Here is a 16152-nt window from a genome sequence, read left to right as displayed (position 1 = left end):
CACGCCAACGACTTCGAAGCAAAGCGGGGTCAGTCTGGACGAACGGGCATGGCCCGTCATGGATGAGAAACAATCGTCGCGCATTTTATCCGCTGGCCATGCTTCGCAGCCAGCGCGCAACGCTTATTTACGACGAGCGTAAGAATTATCGAGAAATGGTCTAAGACCTCTCCCGCGCATTGGCACGTTGCTGGCTTTACCGAATTCTGCCACTCGAAGTCTTTCGCCAAGGAGATTCGCCATGCTCGAAATCGTCCCCCACGAAAACGCCTATCTGATCGAACACCTGGAAGAAATCGAAGCTGTCGTCACCGAACTCTCGTTCAACGTCCAGGATGACCATTGGCTGGTCTACACCCAGGCCTGTGGCCACGAGCACCTGGACCTGCCGGAAGCCGACGAGCGCATGCGCCTGGTCGAGGTCGACCCGTACCGCCAGGCCGCCTGATCCGCCGATCGGCCGCCCACGAAAAAGCCCGGCATCTGCCGGGCTTTTTCATTGCCGCCTCGATCAGCGCTGGTTCAGCGTCTGGCCGATGGTCGGGTCCTTGAACACGCGGGTCAGCGCGTCGCTGAGCACTTCGCTCACCAGCTTGGTGTTGGTCGCCTCGTTGGGCGCCATGCCGAAACGCTGGTTGGTCGAAGCGCCATAACGGCCACTGTAGCGACGGGTGCCGCTCTGCACGTCAGCGCGGAAGGTGGCGCCGATGTCCGCCTCGGTCACGTACATGCCTTCCTTGGGCGACTGGTACTTCAATTCGGCCAGGGTCAGGGTCAGTTGCGGGGCGTTATAGGCGTTGGCCGACGGGGTGAAGCCCAGCAGGCGCACGGCGGTCTCAGCCTGCAGCTGCAGCTTTGGAATCACGTCCTCGCTGCGCACGGTGAGCTGGCTGGTTTCCGAATACAGGCCACCACGGGTGCCCAGCGCGGTGCTCGGGCGACCGTCGACGACTTTCACCACTACCGGCTGGCCCTGGCCAACGGCGGCGACCGGCCCCTTGAACTCGGGCGTCGGGTTGAGTTGTTGCGGGCTGAGGGCGCAGCCGGTCAAGGTCAGGCTGGCGGCAGCGATAAAGCCGAGCAACAGGCGAGGCAGCATGCTCATCTCTCCATGGGGTAAGCGATGGCCGGCAGTATACCGGCGGGCAGCGCAGTCAGATAGCGCTTGGCCATTGGACGCGGAACCCGTTCTCAGGGTTCCCTCGCCACGCGTCGTTAGGCCGCCTTGACCCACCTGCAGGCAAGACGCACCGGGACGGGGCACAAATGGCAAATCAAGGGGAGCACACTAGGAAAAAAGTCTAAGGTGCAGAGCTTTTTTTTGTGTTTCGCCGTTATAATCGCCCCCCGATTATAAGGACGCCTCCTGGTCGGGCCCCGCACGATGCCGACACACCGTGTCTAGCCTCTGCCACCCCTCAAAGAGAGTCGCCACTCGCCTCGGTCACTGGCCGTCGCGCTTTGTACGTTCGTTGCGCAGAACTTGGCAAGGATGCAGCCGCCCCCTCCGCACGGAGACCGGACCGGCCCGCGACGACGATCCCCTTTGAGCTTCACGCCTCCAAAAGAGCGTGATCGAAGGTTTTTCACTACTTCACGAGAGTGTGGCGAGCAATGAAGAGTTTTGCGTTGGTAGCACCATTGACGTCTGACCCCGCAGCACTGAATCGCTTTTTCGGCACCGGAAGCCGCGCATAAGCGCCGCACCCGGATGCACTTGCGGATGAACTCGTCCGCCGTGGATTGCCGAGAAGGTGCGCATTCCCCCTCCTCCGATCCCGGCCCGAGACATTCGCGAAAGGTCCCCTGCGACCTGAGAAGAATTCGGACATTTGTTTTGCGCACTGGACGCGAAACCTCTGTCACAACTGGCTGCTGATAGTTTTGGAGACGCGTTAATGGCGCAGAACGAAATCGAATCGATGGACGTGCTGCTGGTCGGCGCCGGCATCATGAGCGCAACCCTGGCTGTCCTGCTCAAGGAAGTCGATCCGGGCGTCAAGCTCGAGATCGTCGAACTGCAGGAATCCGGAGCCATCGAGAGTTCCAACCCGTGGAACAACGCCGGTACCGGTCACGCCGGCCTCTGCGAGCTGAACTACACCCCGCAGGCGGCTGACGGCTCGATCGACATCAAGAAGGCGGTGAACATCAACGCCCAGTTCGAGGTGTCCAAGCAGTTCTGGGCCTACCTGACCGGGAAGGACGCCTTCGGCGCGCCGCGCAACTTCATCAACCCCGTTCCGCACATGAGCTTCGTGCGTGGCAAGGACATTCCGTTCCTGAAGAAGCGCCATGAACTGCTGAGCCAGCACCATGCCTTCACCTCGATGGAATACACCGAGGACCGCGCGAAGATTGCCGAGTGGGCCCCGCTGACCATTCCCGGCCGCCCGGCCGACGAGCAGGTCGCCATGACCCGCGTGGAAAGCGGTACCGACGTCAACTTCGGCGCCCTGACCAACCAGCTGCTGGGCTACCTCTCCAGCCGCGAAGGCAGCGACGTCCGCTACTTCCAGAAAGTCGTCGGCCTTGAGCGCAGCGGCGACGGCTGGCTGGTAGACATCAAGAACACCCAGACCGGCGACTCGCGCAAGGTCAAGGCGAAGTTCGTCTTCCTCGGCGCCGGCGGCGGCGCGCTGCCGCTGCTGCAGATGTCCGGCATTCCGGAAAGCAAGGGCTTCGGCGGCTTCCCGGTGAGCGGCCAGTGGCTGCGTTGCGACAACCCGGAAGTGGTCAAGCACCACCAGGCCAAGGTCTACAGCCAGGCCGAAGTGGGTGCCCCGCCGATGTCCGTGCCGCACCTGGACACCCGCGTGGTCGAGGGCAAGACGTCCCTGCTGTTCGGCCCGTACGCCGGCTTCTCCACCAAGTTCCTGCGCCACGGCTCGTTCCTCGACCTGCCGCTCTCGGTGCGCACCAGCAACCTGCTGCCGATGCTCGCCGTGGCTCGCGACAACATGGACCTCACCCGCTACCTGGTGAAGGAAGTCATGCAGTCCATGGACCAGCGCATCGAAGCCCTGCGCAAGTTCTACCCGGAACTGAATCCGGCCGACTGGCGCCTCGAAACCGCCGGCCAGCGCGTGCAGATCATCAAGAAGGACCCGAAGAAAGGCGGCATCCTGCAGTTCGGTACCGAACTGGTGGCGGCCCAGGACGGCAGCATCGCAGCCCTGCTCGGCGCCTCCCCGGGCGCTTCGGTCACCGTGTCGATCATGCTGGGCCTGCTGGAACGCTGCTTCCCCGAGCGCTACAAATCGGCTGAGTGGACCGCGAAGCTCAAGGAGATCTTCCCGGCCCGCGAGAAGCAGCTGGAAACCGACGCCGCGGTATACCGCGAAGTCAACCAGATGACCGCCGACCGCCTGCAGATCGTCGCCGCGTCCTGAGTGCTGCACTCGTGAAAAAGCCCGCCTCCTGGCGGGCTTTTTCATGTCGGTGACCTAGCCGTGGCAGCTGACCATCCAGCCGACGCCGAAGCGATCGGTGAGCATGCCGAAGCGCTGCGCCCAGAAGGTCTTCTCCAGCGGCATCTCCACCCGCCCCTCCTCCGCCAGCGCGGCAAACGCCTGCTCCGCCGCCACCACGCTGCGCAGCGTCAGGTGCAGGGAAAAGCCATTGAAGGCGGCGTTGTGCTCGCCGCGCCCATCGGACAGGAAGACTTCCGTCTCGCCAATCTGCAGGCTGGCGTGCATCACCTTGTCCAGCCAGCCATCGGGCACCGGTGACGGTCCCGGCGCTTCTTCGAAGCGCATCAGCGCCCCGAGCTGGGCACCCACCGCGTGCTGGTAGAAGGCAATGGCCTCATCGGCGCGACCATGGAAAAACAGATAGGGCTGTACTTGCACGGCTTCGTCCTCGCCTTGTCGTTATCGTTCTTCGGAGAAGTCTAGGCGGGGATTTTGGAGCGGTGCCCTGGGCGGCCTCAAAAGCCTCTCTGCGGTCCATGTTCGCGAGCAAGCTCGCTCCTACAAGAGCCATTCGTTCGGAGGTTTGGCGGGCCCGCCTTCCGTAGGAGCGAGCTTGCTCGCGAACCGCCCCAACAAAAAAGCCCGCACAAGGCGGGCTTTTCAGCGCATCGATGCGATCAGCCGCGGGCAGCCTTGATCACTTCGATGTAGGGCTCGGCCTGACGCTGGTCCTGGATCAGGGCGACGAAGTCCTTGCCCTGGGCATCCTTGGCGGACAGGTCGTAGCCAGCTTCGACGAAGAAGCCGACGAAGCGCTCGAAGTCGTCGATGCGCAGGCCGCGGTAGGCCTTGACCAGCTTGTGCAGGGACGCCGGGGTGTCGTCGGCCGGTTCCACGTCGAGGAACAGCTTGATGGCGTTGTCGTTGATCTCTTCGCCAATCACCTGCTTCTTGTCTTTACGCATCGCTCGCTTCTCTCTACGGCTGTCTCGGGGATCGCGGCCGGCAACGGCTGGCCGGGCACCACGGGTCGGGCAGTTTACCCCTGCGCCGGGCGCGGCTCAACGCGCACGCACCGCGCCGGTATGCAGGTCGGCCCAGATATGGCCGTTGCCGTAGGTGAGGAACTGCACGTAGACGGTACCGTTGCGCAGCAGGTCCAGCAGTTGTGGATAAGCCGCCTGCGGGTAATACAGGCTGAGCACGCGAGTCTTCTCGTCGTAGGCCGGCTTCTTCAGACTCTTGCCCTCGGCGTCGAAGCTGATCACCACCTGGCTGATCTGCGCGCCCTTGTTCAGCGGCTTGCCCTTGAGGCGCAGCAGCGACGGCGTGGTGATCGGGATCGGCTGCTGGTTGGACTGCCGCTGGTTGCCCAGCACCACGCTGTACTCGGTAACCTGCAGCAGTTGCTGCTGCTCCGGCTCGCCCTGGCGCAGGCCGGCATCGTCCGGCGGCAGGAACTGGCCGTGCATCGGTGCGGCAATGGCTGCACCAGCAAAGCCGAGGGGAATGCAGAACAGTAGCGCCAGCACGGCGCCCGGCATGCGAACGGACATCATCACCTCCGCGGGACAGGGCCGGGCACTCTAGCACGCGCCCGGAGCGCCACGACAGGCGCACATGGCAAGCATGCCGATACATTGATAGCCTTCGACACGAAACACCCCTTGCATCGATACGGGCCGATTCCGCCATGCTGCACAACGTCTCCGATCTCGACCTGCGCCTGTTGCGCATCTTCGCCTGCGTGGTGCGTTGCGGTGGTTTTTCGGCCGCGCAGGGCGAACTGGGCATGGGCCAGTCGACCATCAGCACACACATCGCCAGCCTCGAAACTCGCCTGGGCTACCGCCTGTGTGAACGCGGCAAGAGCGGCTTCCGCCTGACCGAGAAAGGCGAGCGGGTGCTGGACTACGCGCAGAACCTGTTCGCTGCGCTGGGGGACTTCCGTGATCAGGTGCAGTCATTGGCCGGGCGGCTGGTCGGCGAGTTGCACCTGGGTCTGGCCGACAATATCGCCACGCTGCCCGACGCACGCATCCACCAGACTCTGGCGCGGTTCAACCGCCGCGACCAGGACGTGCGCCTGCATTTCCTCATCGAGTCCTCCAGCGAACTGGAGCGCCTGGTGCTCAGCGGCCGTCTGCACCTGGCGATCGCCTGCTTCAGCCGGCGCCTGCCGAACCTGCGTTACGAACCGCTGTATCACGAGCGAGTAGCAGTGTTCTGCGGGCGTGAGCATCCGCTGTTCGACAAGAACGTGAGCGACGCCGCTGAACTGGAGACCTGCAACTGGATTCAACACGGTTACGCCGTCGCCGACGTGCAACTGCCCGCCGACCCGCAGCGCAGCACGGCATTCGCCCAGCACATGGAAGCAGTGCTGCACGCGGTGCGCGCCGGCACGCACCTGGGCTACCTGCCCACCCACTACGCCGAGCGCTGGGTGGAACAGGGCGAGATGCGCGCCCTGCTGCCGGACAGCCTCGGCTACGGGATCACCCACAGCCTGGTGGTGCGCGACGAGCCGGGGCATAACGAAGCGCTCCAGGCGCTGGTCGAGGACCTGCGCCTGGAGCACGGGGTGACGCCGATCAGCGCGGCGCGGTGATGTGCTTGATGTCGAAGAATGCCGACAGGCCCCACGGACCCAGCTCGCGGCCAATACCGCTGCGCTTGCCGCCGCCCCAGGAAGTCTGCGGGAAGACGACTTGCGGCGAGTTCAGCCAGACGTTGCCGGCCTCCAGGTTCTCGGCGACGCGCTGGGCGCGGTCCAGATCGGCGCTGCACACAGTGGCGGCCAGGGCGAAGTCGCTGTCGTTGGCCTGACGCAGGGCATCGGCTTCATCGCTGAAGGTACGCACGCACAGCACTGGGCCGAAGATTTCCTCGCGCCACAGACGGCTGTCCGCCGGCACATCGGTGTACACGGTCGGCTGGATGAACCAGCCCTCCGCCGCCTCACCGCCAGTCAGGCAGGCCAGGCCTTCGTCGCGGGCCACAGCGAAGTAGTCGAGTACCTTGCGGTACTGCGCTTCGCTGGTCATCGGGCCCATGTCGGTCTCGCCCAGCAGCGAATCGCCGACGCGCAGGCCATCCACCGCGACCTTCAGCTTCGCCAGCAGCGGCTCGGCGATGGATTCCTGCACCAGCAGGCGCGAGGTGGCGGAGCACATCTGCCCGGCGTTCCAGTAGACGCCGGCAATGATCCACTGCACGGCTTCGTCCAGGTCGCAGTCCTCGAACACCAGGATCGGCGATTTGCCGCCCAGCTCCAGCCCCACCGGCAGGGTACGCGCGGCAGCGGCTTCCATGACCTTGCGGCCGACGACGTTGCTGCCGGTAAAGGACAGCTTGGCGATGCCCGCATGGCTGCACAGCGCAGCGCCCGCATCGGCCAGGCCCGGCACCAGGTTCAGCACGCCGGCCGGCAGGCCGATGGCGTCGGCGATCTCGCCCAGCATCAGCTCGATCAGCGGAGTGATCTCCGAGGGCTTGAGCACCACGGTGCAGCCGGCGGCCAGGGCCGGTGCGACCTTCCAGGCGCTGGTCACCAGCGGGAAGTTCCACGGCACGATCAGGCCGACCACGCCGATGGGCTCGAAGCGGGTCTGCGAGCGGTAGCCGGCGTCCGGCAGGGCCACTTCGGCGTTCTGCCGGGCGTCCAGTTGCTCGGCCAGCTCGGCGTAGTAGGCGAAGGTCGCGATGGCGTCGCCGATATCGATTTCCGCTTCCAGGCGCGGCTTGCCGCTGGCCTGCATCTGCAGGGTGATCAGCGCTTCGCTGCGGGCTTCGAGCTGCTCGGCGAAAGCTCGCAGATAACCGGCGCGCTGGGCGGCTGTGGTCTGGCGCCAGCCGGCGAAGGCGCGCTTGGCGGCAGCGACCGCGCGTTCTACGTCGGACACACCGGCGCAGGCGACTTCCGGCAGCGCTCCACGGGTAGCGGGAGCGATCGGGCGCAGGACGGCGCCGCTGTCGGCGGCCTGCCATTGGCCATCGATATAAAGGAGACGGGACATGCGAACCTCGGACGGTTGTCTTGTGAGGGTCGCAGGATAGGCGGGGCATGCATCGGCAAAAATGCACGTTAGCCCATGCATGCATCGAACAATCTCGATGCATGATCGAACGTAGGAGCGGACTCCGTCCGCGATCGACTCACCACCACTCCGCTCGACCAGGGAGTTGGGCGAAGCCATCGCGGACAGAGTCCGCTCCTACGCGCGTGCCGGGTTCAGAGCGGGAATTGGGAACGCATCCAGGCCAGGTACTCGGCGGCGCCCGGCTCGCCTTCGCGTGGCGCCCATTGCCCGCGTTCGTCCTCACCCAGCGGCACGAACGGCCCGGCCTTGGCTTCGAACATGATGCTGTCCGGCTCCAGCGCGACGATGGCGTGGAAGGTGCCCGGCGGCAGGTCCGCACCGACGCAGTCGCCACCCGCACGCAGGAGGCGGGTAGCCAGCAGTTCGCCGGACTCGGAGAAGATCAGCAGGCCCAGCGCGCCCTTCACCACCAGCAGGCTTTCGGCCTTGTCCGGGTGGCGGTGGCAGTGCGGCGGGATATAGGTATCGGGCTGCAGCGCGTTGAGCAGGCGATGGCAGGGCTCAGTCTGCTCATGGAAATTGTGGTTCTGCCGGCGCCGGGGGCTGGCGGCGGCACGGGCCGCGACCTCGTCGAACAGCGCACTGTCGAGAAAACGCGGCCCGCTCATCGTCAGAGTCCCTTGACGGCGAAGATGCCGGCGGCGTTGCGCCAGTAGCCCTTGTAGTCCATGCCGTAGCCGAAGATGTAGCGGTCGATGCAGGACAGGCCCACGTAGTCGGCCTTCAGGTCCGGGCGGGCCTTGCGGTCGTGGTCCTTGTCGATCAGCACGGCGGTGTGCACGCGCTTGGCGCCAGCATGCTTGCAGAAGTCCATGATCGCCGAGAGGGTGTGCCCTTCGTCGAGGATGTCGTCGATGATCAGCACTTCACGGTCGATGAAGGAGATTTCCGGCTTGGCCTTCCAGAACAGCTCGCCACCGGTGGTCTCGTTGCGGTAACGGGTCGCATGCAGGTAGGAGGCTTCCAGCGGGAAATTCAGCAGGGGGAGCAGCTTGCCAGAGAAGATCAGGCCGCCGTTCATCACGCAGAACACCACCGGGTTGGTGTCGGCCAGCGAGCCATTGATGGCCTCGGCCACACGGGCGATGGCGGCCTCTACCTCGGCGTTGGTGTACAGGCAGTCGGCTTCGGCCATGACTTGGCGGATGTGCGCGAGATCGACGGACATGGGGGCTCTCCGGTGAAAAAGTGCGCAAAGGTACCTATCGGCGTGCCGCGGAGCAAGGGTCAGCGGACGAATGTCGCCGACAATCGTGGCCCAAGGTAGCTAGGATGCATTACGCTACCGCAATTTTTTTGCCAGCCCGTCCGGAGAACCCGTCCATGCCCGTACTCGAGATTCGCCATCCCCTGATCCGCCACAAGATCGGACTGATGCGCCGTCACGATATCAGTACCAAGAATTTCCGCGAGCTGGCCCAGGAAGTGGGCGCCCTGCTGACCTACGAGGCGACCAAGGACCTGCCGCTGGAGAACTACGAGATCGAAGGCTGGGCGGGCCCGGTGCAGGTCGAGAAGATCGCCGGCAAGAAGATCACCGTGGTGCCGATCCTGCGCGCCGGTATCGGCATGCTCGAGGGCGTGCTCACCCTGATTCCGGGCGCCAAGGTCAGCGCCGTGGGCGTGGCACGCAACGAAGAAACCCTCGAAGCGCACACCTACCTGGAAAAGCTTGCGCCGGACATCGCCGAGCGCCGCTCGCTGATCATCGACCCGATGCTGGCCACCGGCGGCTCCATGGTCGCCACCATCAACCTGCTGAAGAAAGCCGGCAGCAAGGACATCCGCGCGATGGTGCTGGTGGCGGCGCCGGAAGGGATCAAGGCGGTCAACGATGCGCATCCGGACGTGCTCATCTATACCGCCTCCATCGACCAGTGCCTGAACGAGCACGGTTACATCATGCCGGGCCTGGGCGATGCCGGTGACAAGATCTTCGGCACCAAGCAGAAGGACACCTGATCGATGGCCGATGAATTCAACGAACCGCTGTGGCGCCAGATCATTTCTGGCGCACAGATGCTCTTCGTGGCCTTCGGCGCGCTGGTGCTGATGCCGCTGATCACCGGGCTCGACCCGAACGTCGCGCTGTTCACCGCCGGCTTCGGCACCCTGATGTTCCAGATCTTCACCGGCCGCCAGGTACCGGTGTTCCTGGCATCGAGCTTCGCCTTCATCACCCCGATCATCCTCGCCAAGGGCCAGTTCGGCCTGGCGGCGACCATGGGCGGCGTGGTGGCGGCAGGCTTCGTCTACACCTTCCTGGGCCTGGCGGTGAAGGTCAAAGGCACCGGCTTCATCGACCGCCTGCTGCCACCGGTGGTAATCGGCCCGGTGATCATCTCCATCGGCCTGGCCATGGCGCCGATCGCCGCCAACATGGCCATGGGCAAGGCGGGTGACGGCACCGAGCTGATCCCCTACAAGACCGCCATGTTCATCTCCATGCCAGCGCTGCTGACCACCCTGATCGTCGCGGTGTTCGGCAAGGGCATGCTGCGCCTGGTACCGATTATCGCCGGCGTGCTGGTGGGCTACGGCCTGGCCTTCGCCTTCGGCGTGGTCGACGTGGCGAAGATCGTCGCCGCCCCCTGGCTGGAGCTGCCGAAGTTCACTGCGCCGGAATTCAACTGGCAGGCCATCCTGTTCATCGTCCCGGTGGCGCTGGCTCCGGCCATCGAGCACATCGGCGGCGTCATCGCCGTCGGCGGCGTGACCGGCAAGAACTACCTGAAGACCCCCGGCCTGCACCGCACCCTGCTGGGTGACGGCATCGCCACGTCCGCCGCCGGTCTGTTCGGCGGCCCGCCGAACACCACTTACGCGGAAGTGACCGGCGCGGTGATGCTGACCAAGAACTACAACCCGAAGATCATGACCTGGGCGGCCATCTTTGCCATCAGCCTGGCCTTCGTCGGCAAGTTCGGCGCCATCCTGCAGAGCATCCCGGTACCGGTGATGGGCGGCATTCTCTGCCTGCTGTTCGGCACCATCGCCTCCGTGGGCATGAACACCCTGATCCGCCACAAGGTGGACCTGTCCCAGGCGCGCAACCTGTGCATCGTCTCGGTCACCCTGGTGTTCGGCATTGGCGGCGTGCTGATCGGCACCGGCACCGGCCCGGACGACTTCGGCCTGAAGGGCATCGCCCTGTGCGCCATCGTCGCGATCCTCCTGAACCTGATCCTCCCCGGCGAGGAAGGCTGGGAGAACAAGGCACTGGAACAAGGCGCCGACGACGGAAAATCCGCCGAGTGATTGGCAAGGGCGCCGACTGATCGCGGCGCCCTTGCCCACGTAAAGTTCGGCGAACGCAGCATGCCGTTGACGGTCCATTCAGCATGACAGTTCGATTCCGACAGGAGGCTCTGGTTATCCGCTCCGCCTCGTTCCTGCCCCTCCAGCCACCGAAGGTACGCCCGTGAGCCGTGCCTGGTGGCTGCTGCTCGGCCTGATCGGCGCCTCGCTGATCCCGCTCGCCCTCGGCGGCCGGGAAATGCTCGATCACGTCCTCGCCTTCCCCCTCGACAAGCTGCTGATCATGTTCGGCATGATCTGCCTTTGCTGGCTGATCAACGCGCAGAAGCTCCGCGTGCTGCTCAATGGTCGCGCCGGGGAGATCGGCAAGGTGCGCTCGGTAGGCATCATCATGGCCTCGGAGTTCGCTTTCTATGCGACCCCCGGCGGCACCGGCGGCCCGCTGACCCTGATGGCCCTGCTCGCCCGTCACGGCATGCGCCCGGCACACAGCAGCGCGATCTTCGCCGTCGACCAGTTGAGCGATCTGCTGTTCTTCCTCTGTGCACTGGCGGCCGTGCTGGTCTGGGCGCTATCGCACAGCGTCAGCCCGAACCTGGAGACCTCGCTGATCACCAGCGGCGTGCTGCTGGGCGGGATCTTCTTCGGTGTGGTACTGCTGGCGCGCTTCCAGCGCCGGGTGATCAAGGCCAACGGCCGGCTGTTCAAACGCCTGGGGATGAAGCCGCGTACGCGCCTGCACTGGGCGCGCAAGGCTCTGCACTTCCGCGACACCCTGGTGAGCTGCCTGCGCCAACCCAAGCGCCGGCTGGCACTGATTTTCTTCTTCACCTGCTGCCACTGGATCCTGCGCTTCTCGGTGCTCTACATCACCCTCAAGGCGCTGGGCGTGGACCTGCACTGGGCCTGGGCCTTCCTGATCCAGCTGCTGTCGCTGGCGGCGGGCCTGGCCACGCTGCTGCCGGGCGGCGCTGGCGGCACCGAGCTGACCAGCGCCGCGCTGCTCGCCCCGCTGGTGGGCAAATCCACGGCGGCCGCGGCCATCCTGATCTGGCGCGTGGTGACCTACTACTTCTACCTGGTGATGGGCGCGCCGGTGTTCGCCCTCATGGCGGGGCGTCCGCTGCTGCGCAAGCTGATAGGGATGCGCGAACGCGCCTGAAGCTCTCAGCCGCTGGCGGGTTTGTCTTGCTTCTGCTCAGGCTTGAGCGAATCCCAGAGCTCGGCGGCGCCGGGAAACTCGGTGCCGTCCTCTTCGCTCAGCGCGTCGGGATCGTAGCGGCTGGTGCAGCCTTCGCCCAGGGTGGGCGGCGGGGTGGCGGTGCCGGGGTTCTTCGGGTCGCTCATGGCGGCGTCTCCGTTGGGTGCAGCGCCCGCCGTCGGGGGACGGCGAGAGCATGCGGAGTACCCAGTCTGGAACGAGACCGCGTGGATCAGTCGAACACCACGGTCTTGTTGTCGTGCACCAGCACGCGGTCTTCCAGGTGGTAGCGCAGGCCGCGGGCCAGCACCAGCTTCTCGACGTCCTTGCCCAGGCGCACCAGGTCCTCGATGTTGTCGCGGTGGCTGATGCGCACCACGTCCTGCTCGATGATCGGGCCGGCGTCCAGCTCCTCGGTGACGTAGTGGCAGGTCGCGCCGATCAGCTTCACGCCGCGCAGCGAGGCCTGGTGGTACGGCTTGGCGCCGACGAAGGACGGCAGGAAGCTGTGGTGGATGTTGATCACCTGGTGGCGGTACTTCTGGCACAGGTCCGGCGGCAGGATCTGCATGTAGCGCGCCAGCACCACGTTGTCGGCCTGGTGTTCGTCGATCAGGCGCGAGACCTGCTCGAAGGCCGGCTGCTTGTTCTTCGGGTCCACCGGGACGTGGAAGTACGGAATGCCGTGCCACTCCACCATGCTGCGCAGGTCATCGTGGTTGGCGATCACGCAGGGAATCTCGCAGTCCAGCTCGCCGCTGTGCCAGCGGTGCAGCAGGTCGGCCAGGCAATGCGATTCGCGGCTGGCCATCAGCACGACGCGCTTCTTCACCGAGGAGTCGGTGATCCGCCACTCCATGGAGAACTCGCGGGCGATGGGGGCGAAGGCCTGGCGGAAACCGTCGATATCGAACGGCAGGGAGTCGGCACGAATCTCATGCCGCATGAAGAACCAGCCGTTGTCGTTGTCGGAATGGTGACTGGCCTCGGTGATCCAGCCGTTGTAAGTGGCCAGGAAATTACTCACCTTGGCGACGATGCCGACCCCGTCGGGGCAGGCGATCACCAGTCGGAAAGTGCGCATGGGTGTACTCCAGATACATCGCGAAGGCCGCCATTCTAGCGGCTGCCGGGGAAAAGATCAGCCATTGCCGCAGTGCGCCGACGAGAGCCAGTTCGGTGCATTGCGAGTGCATCGATTAATTACCAGAGAATGAATTAGTTAAATAAGTCGACAATTAACGACAAAACTTTCCGCAAGCATTTACTTGAACAACTTCGCTGACTATTATGTCTGCTACAAACTATCCGCCACCGCTGGACCCAGAACAAGGTACCCAACATGTCGCTGATCAACGAGTACCGCGCTACCGAAGAAGCCATCAAGGAACTTCAGGAGCGCCTGAAATCCCTGGAGCAGGACGACAAGCTGAAGAAAGAGCTTGAGTTCGAAGAGAAACTTCGCGCGCTGATGGCCAGCTATGGCAAGTCCCTGCGTGACGTCATCGCCCTGCTCGATCCGGACGCGAAGCTGAGCAAATCGCCGCGCACCGCAAAAGCCACCGTCACCAAGCGCGCTCGCAAGGTCAAGCAATACAAGAACCCGCACACCGGTGAAGTCATCGAGACCAAGGGCGGCAACCACAAGACCCTCAAGGAATGGAAAGCCAAGTGGGGCGCCGAAGCCGTGGAAGGCTGGGCCACACTGCTGGGCTGAGCCTTGCGGAGATGAAAAACGCCAGCTTCGCGCTGGCGTTTTTTATTGCCTGCAGAAAAGTGCGTGGCGCTACAGGCGATAGCGCGCGCGCAACACCTGCGCATACTTCTCCCATTCTTCCAGCACCAAACGGCCGGCCGGCGTGGCATTGACCAGCTGTTCACTCATTGCCGCGGCAAAGTTATCCAGAGTATTCGGTGCGCCGTATTCGGCCTGACTCAGGCGCGCGCGGCAGAAGTCCTGCCATTGTTGCTGTTGCGTGGCACTCAAAGTTTCCGGGAAATTGCGTGCCCGATAACGGAAGAGAAGTTCGGGAAGTCGCGCATCATCGAATGGCCATTGTTCTTTCGCCAGCCGCGCGGGATCAGCCTGGCGCACCTGTTCGCACAATCGGCGATCACGGTCACCGATAAAACCGTCATACAACTGCTGCTCGGGATCTTCGCTGCCGGCGAAACTTTCCTCGGCATACAAGGGCGCCAGTTTGTCCTGCCAGATCGCTTTTGACTGAGTCAGGGTTTGCGCAGCGGCCAGGCAGGCATCGAGATCCACGCCGATGCGCTCGCGGTCCTGCGGGCGCAGTACGGACAACGGCGCCACCACCGGGCAGCGATTGATGTGCAGCAGCTTCAGCGGCACCGGCAAATCGCCTTCGGCCAACTCATCACGGCGCGTATAGAGGCGCTTGCGCAACGTTTCCGCATCGAGCTCCAGCAACGGCGAAACATCCACGCCCAGGTCGCAGACGATCAGCGCGTTGCGGTTGCGTGGATGCCACCCCAGCGGCAGTACCACGGACAGGTAGTGCCGCGCCGCGGAGAACATGCCGGAGATGTGCACCATCGGTTGCAGCACACGAACCTGATCCAGCACGCCCTGCTTGCCGCGCAGGCGATAGAGGTAGTCATAGAGTTTCGGCTGGCGGTCGCGCACCAGCCGCGCCAGAGCGATGGTGGCGCGCACGTCGGACAGCGCATCGTGCGCCTGCCCATGGTCAATCCCGTTGGCCGCGGTGAGGCGTTCCAGCTTGAGGCTGACGACGCCATCCTGTTCGGGCCAGACGATGCCCTCCGGGCGCAGCGCGTAGGCGGTGCGCACCATGTCGATCAGGTCCCAGCGGCTGTTGCCGCCCTGCCACTCGCGGGCGTAGGGATCGAAGAAGTTGCGGTACAGGCTGTAGCGCGTGACCTCGTCATCGAAACGCAGGGTGTTGTAGCCCGCCACGCAGGTGCCCGGCTGCGCCAGTTCGGCGTACAGGCGGGTCATGAATTCGGCTTCGCCCAGGCCGCGTTCCTCCAGGCGATCCGGGGTGATGCCGGTGACCAGGCAGGCGGCCGGGTGCGGGAGGATGTCATCGCTGGGCCGGCAGTAGAGGTTCAGCGATTCACCGACCTCGTTGAGGTCCTCGTCCGTGCGAATGCCGGCCACCTGCAGCGGACGGTCACGGCGCGGGTCGATGCCGGTGGTTTCGTAGTCGTACCAGAAGATGCTGGCGTTCATCGTTTTTCCTTGCCTGCAAGCGAGTGCGTCGCAGTCTAACAGTGCTGCCGGCCACACTTCCAAAACGCCTCGCTGGCACCTAGCCAGCTCCCGCCTTTATGATGGCCGTCGCAAGGACACCCCACTGGAAAGGACTTTCCTCATGCAAGACCTCGCAGCACAGAATCCCTACAGCGCTCCACTGAGCAACCTCGAACCGGGCTCAGCCCAGGGCGCCGTGCCCTCCGTCGCCGAGGCGCTGAGCCGCGGCTACAACTTCAGCATCAACGAACTGCTGGGCGAATCCTGGCGCCGCACCAAAGGCACCAAGGGCCTGATCATCGGCGGCTTCGTGGTCTTCTATGCGGCGATCTTCGCCCTGGTCAACCTGCTCAGCCTGTTCCTCACCGTGGTCGGCGTCGCCGGCATCGCCGGGATGGGGCTGCTCGGCGATAGCGAAGCCGCTGGCGGCATGGCGGTCGGTGCGCTGGTGGCCTTCTTCATCGGCTCCATCGTCCTGAGCTTCGTCGCCACCGCCGTGTGCTACCCGCTGCTGGCGGGCGTGAACATGCTCGGTATCCGCCGCGCCGCCGACCAGCCGCTGCGCTTCAACGAAGTCTTCAGCCACTTCGGCCGCACCTTCCAGGTGGTCGTCTGCGTGCTGCTCAGCACCCTCCTGATCTGCGTCGGCTACTTCCTCTTCGTGCTGCCGGGCATCTACCTGAGCATCGCCTACATGCTCGCCATCCCGCTGGTGGTCGAGCGTGGCCTGTCGCCCTGGGCGGCGCTGGAAGCCTCGCGCAAGGCCATCAGCCAGCACTGGTTCAAGGTCTTCGGCCTGCTGCTGGTGTTCGGCCTGCTGTTCATGCTCAGCACCCTGACCCTGGGTATCGCGCTGATCTGGGTGATGCCGTGGCTGATCGTCGCCATCGGCGTGCTGTATCGCACCATCTTCGGCGTGCTGCCACCGGCCAAGTGATC

The 16152-nt window shown here is 64.5% G+C and carries 18 protein-coding genes; 8 read left to right on the top strand and 10 right to left on the bottom strand.

Annotation, left to right across the window (positions count from 1 at the left end; all coding sequences use genetic code 11):
• Positions 1–241: 241 nt before the first annotated feature.
• Positions 242–448, top strand: coding sequence for a hypothetical protein (locus G4G71_RS08365; RefSeq protein ID WP_054908638.1), 207 nt, complete (start codon positions 242–244; stop codon positions 446–448).
• 63 nt (positions 449–511) lie between these two features.
• On the opposite strand, the gene G4G71_RS08360 is transcribed toward G4G71_RS08365, so the two are convergent.
• On the bottom strand, positions 512–1099 hold the full coding sequence (locus tag G4G71_RS08360; RefSeq protein ID WP_054908637.1) for a YajG family lipoprotein: 588 nt from the start codon (positions 1097–1099) through the stop codon (positions 512–514).
• 799 nt (positions 1100–1898) lie between these two features.
• Here G4G71_RS08360 and mqo point away from each other — a divergent pair.
• On the top strand, positions 1899–3392 hold the full coding sequence (mqo, locus tag G4G71_RS08355; protein WP_169936752.1) for a malate dehydrogenase (quinone): 1494 nt from the start codon (positions 1899–1901) through the stop codon (positions 3390–3392).
• A gap of 54 nt (positions 3393–3446) precedes the next feature.
• On the opposite strand, the gene G4G71_RS08350 is transcribed toward mqo, so the two are convergent.
• The 3 genes from G4G71_RS08350 to G4G71_RS08340 form a co-directional block, all read right to left on the bottom strand.
• Positions 3447–3851, bottom strand: a complete 405-nt coding sequence (locus G4G71_RS08350; RefSeq protein WP_169936750.1) for a VOC family protein — start codon at positions 3849–3851, stop codon at positions 3447–3449.
• Between the two features lie 239 nt (positions 3852–4090).
• Positions 4091–4378 (bottom strand): PA4642 family protein, encoded by a 288-nt coding sequence (locus G4G71_RS08345; RefSeq protein ID WP_169936748.1) that lies wholly within the window; start codon positions 4376–4378, stop codon positions 4091–4093.
• A gap of 96 nt (positions 4379–4474) precedes the next feature.
• Entirely contained in the window at positions 4475–4957 is a 483-nt protein-coding gene (locus G4G71_RS08340) for a hypothetical protein (protein WP_371914071.1), read from the bottom strand.
• Positions 4958–5106: 149 nt separating this feature from the next.
• Here G4G71_RS08340 and G4G71_RS08335 point away from each other — a divergent pair, with 149 nt between their 5' ends.
• Positions 5107–6024, top strand: coding sequence for a LysR family transcriptional regulator (locus tag G4G71_RS08335; RefSeq protein WP_169936746.1), 918 nt, complete (start codon positions 5107–5109; stop codon positions 6022–6024).
• On the opposite strand, the gene G4G71_RS08330 is transcribed toward G4G71_RS08335, so the two are convergent.
• From G4G71_RS08330 to G4G71_RS08320, 3 genes are all read right to left on the bottom strand, one after another.
• Complete coding sequence (locus G4G71_RS08330) at positions 6008–7432, bottom strand: aldehyde dehydrogenase family protein (protein ID WP_169936744.1); 1425 nt, start codon at positions 7430–7432, stop codon at positions 6008–6010. The genes G4G71_RS08335 and G4G71_RS08330 overlap by 17 nt on opposite strands.
• A gap of 215 nt (positions 7433–7647) precedes the next feature.
• Positions 7648–8124: a WbuC family cupin fold metalloprotein gene (locus G4G71_RS08325; protein ID WP_169936742.1), complete on the bottom strand. Its 477-nt coding sequence runs from the start codon at positions 8122–8124 to the stop codon at positions 7648–7650.
• Between the two features lie 2 nt (positions 8125–8126).
• Entirely contained in the window at positions 8127–8684 is a 558-nt protein-coding gene (locus tag G4G71_RS08320) for a hypoxanthine-guanine phosphoribosyltransferase (protein ID WP_017519718.1), read from the bottom strand.
• Positions 8685–8839: 155 nt separating this feature from the next.
• On the opposite strand from G4G71_RS08320, the gene upp reads away from it, so the two are divergent.
• The 3 genes from upp (at position 8840) to G4G71_RS08305 (ending at position 11936) form a co-directional block, all read left to right on the top strand.
• Positions 8840–9478 (top strand): uracil phosphoribosyltransferase, encoded by a 639-nt coding sequence (gene upp, locus G4G71_RS08315; RefSeq protein ID WP_169936740.1) that lies wholly within the window; start codon positions 8840–8842, stop codon positions 9476–9478.
• A gap of 3 nt (positions 9479–9481) precedes the next feature.
• Entirely contained in the window at positions 9482–10774 is a 1293-nt protein-coding gene (locus G4G71_RS08310; protein WP_169936738.1) for a uracil-xanthine permease family protein, read from the top strand.
• A 163-nt stretch (positions 10775–10937) separates the two neighbouring features.
• On the top strand, positions 10938–11936 hold the full coding sequence (locus G4G71_RS08305) for a glucosaminyl phosphatidylglycerol flippase (protein ID WP_169936736.1): 999 nt from the start codon (positions 10938–10940) through the stop codon (positions 11934–11936).
• A gap of 5 nt (positions 11937–11941) precedes the next feature.
• Here the strand turns inward: G4G71_RS08305 and G4G71_RS08300 are convergent, their stop codons facing one another.
• Positions 11942–12121, bottom strand: coding sequence for a hypothetical protein (locus tag G4G71_RS08300; RefSeq protein WP_024762639.1), 180 nt, complete (start codon positions 12119–12121; stop codon positions 11942–11944).
• An 86-nt stretch (positions 12122–12207) separates the two neighbouring features.
• Positions 12208–13059 carry a formyltetrahydrofolate deformylase gene (gene purU, locus G4G71_RS08295; RefSeq protein ID WP_017519713.1) on the bottom strand — a complete coding sequence of 284 codons (852 nt, stop codon included), beginning with the start codon at positions 13057–13059 and terminating at the stop codon, positions 12208–12210.
• 258 nt (positions 13060–13317) lie between these two features.
• On the opposite strand from purU, the gene mvaT reads away from it, so the two are divergent.
• Complete coding sequence (gene mvaT / locus G4G71_RS08290) at positions 13318–13692, top strand: histone-like nucleoid-structuring protein MvaT (RefSeq protein WP_054908626.1); 375 nt, start codon at positions 13318–13320, stop codon at positions 13690–13692.
• 69 nt (positions 13693–13761) lie between these two features.
• Here mvaT and sbcB read toward each other — a convergent pair whose 3' ends face one another.
• On the bottom strand, positions 13762–15192 hold the full coding sequence (gene sbcB / locus G4G71_RS08285; protein ID WP_169936734.1) for an exodeoxyribonuclease I: 1431 nt from the start codon (positions 15190–15192) through the stop codon (positions 13762–13764).
• A 142-nt stretch (positions 15193–15334) separates the two neighbouring features.
• On the opposite strand from sbcB, the gene G4G71_RS08280 reads away from it, so the two are divergent.
• Complete coding sequence (locus G4G71_RS08280; protein ID WP_169936731.1) at positions 15335–16150, top strand: DUF975 family protein; 816 nt, start codon at positions 15335–15337, stop codon at positions 16148–16150.
• The last annotated feature ends 2 nt before the right edge of the window (positions 16151–16152 follow it).

The organism is Pseudomonas multiresinivorans (genome assembly GCF_012971725.1).
Taxonomy (GTDB): Bacteria; Pseudomonadota; Gammaproteobacteria; order Pseudomonadales; family Pseudomonadaceae; genus Pseudomonas; species Pseudomonas multiresinivorans.
The sequence above is the reverse complement of the archived record's forward strand: the minus strand, read 5'-3'. Positions and strand labels throughout refer to the sequence as shown.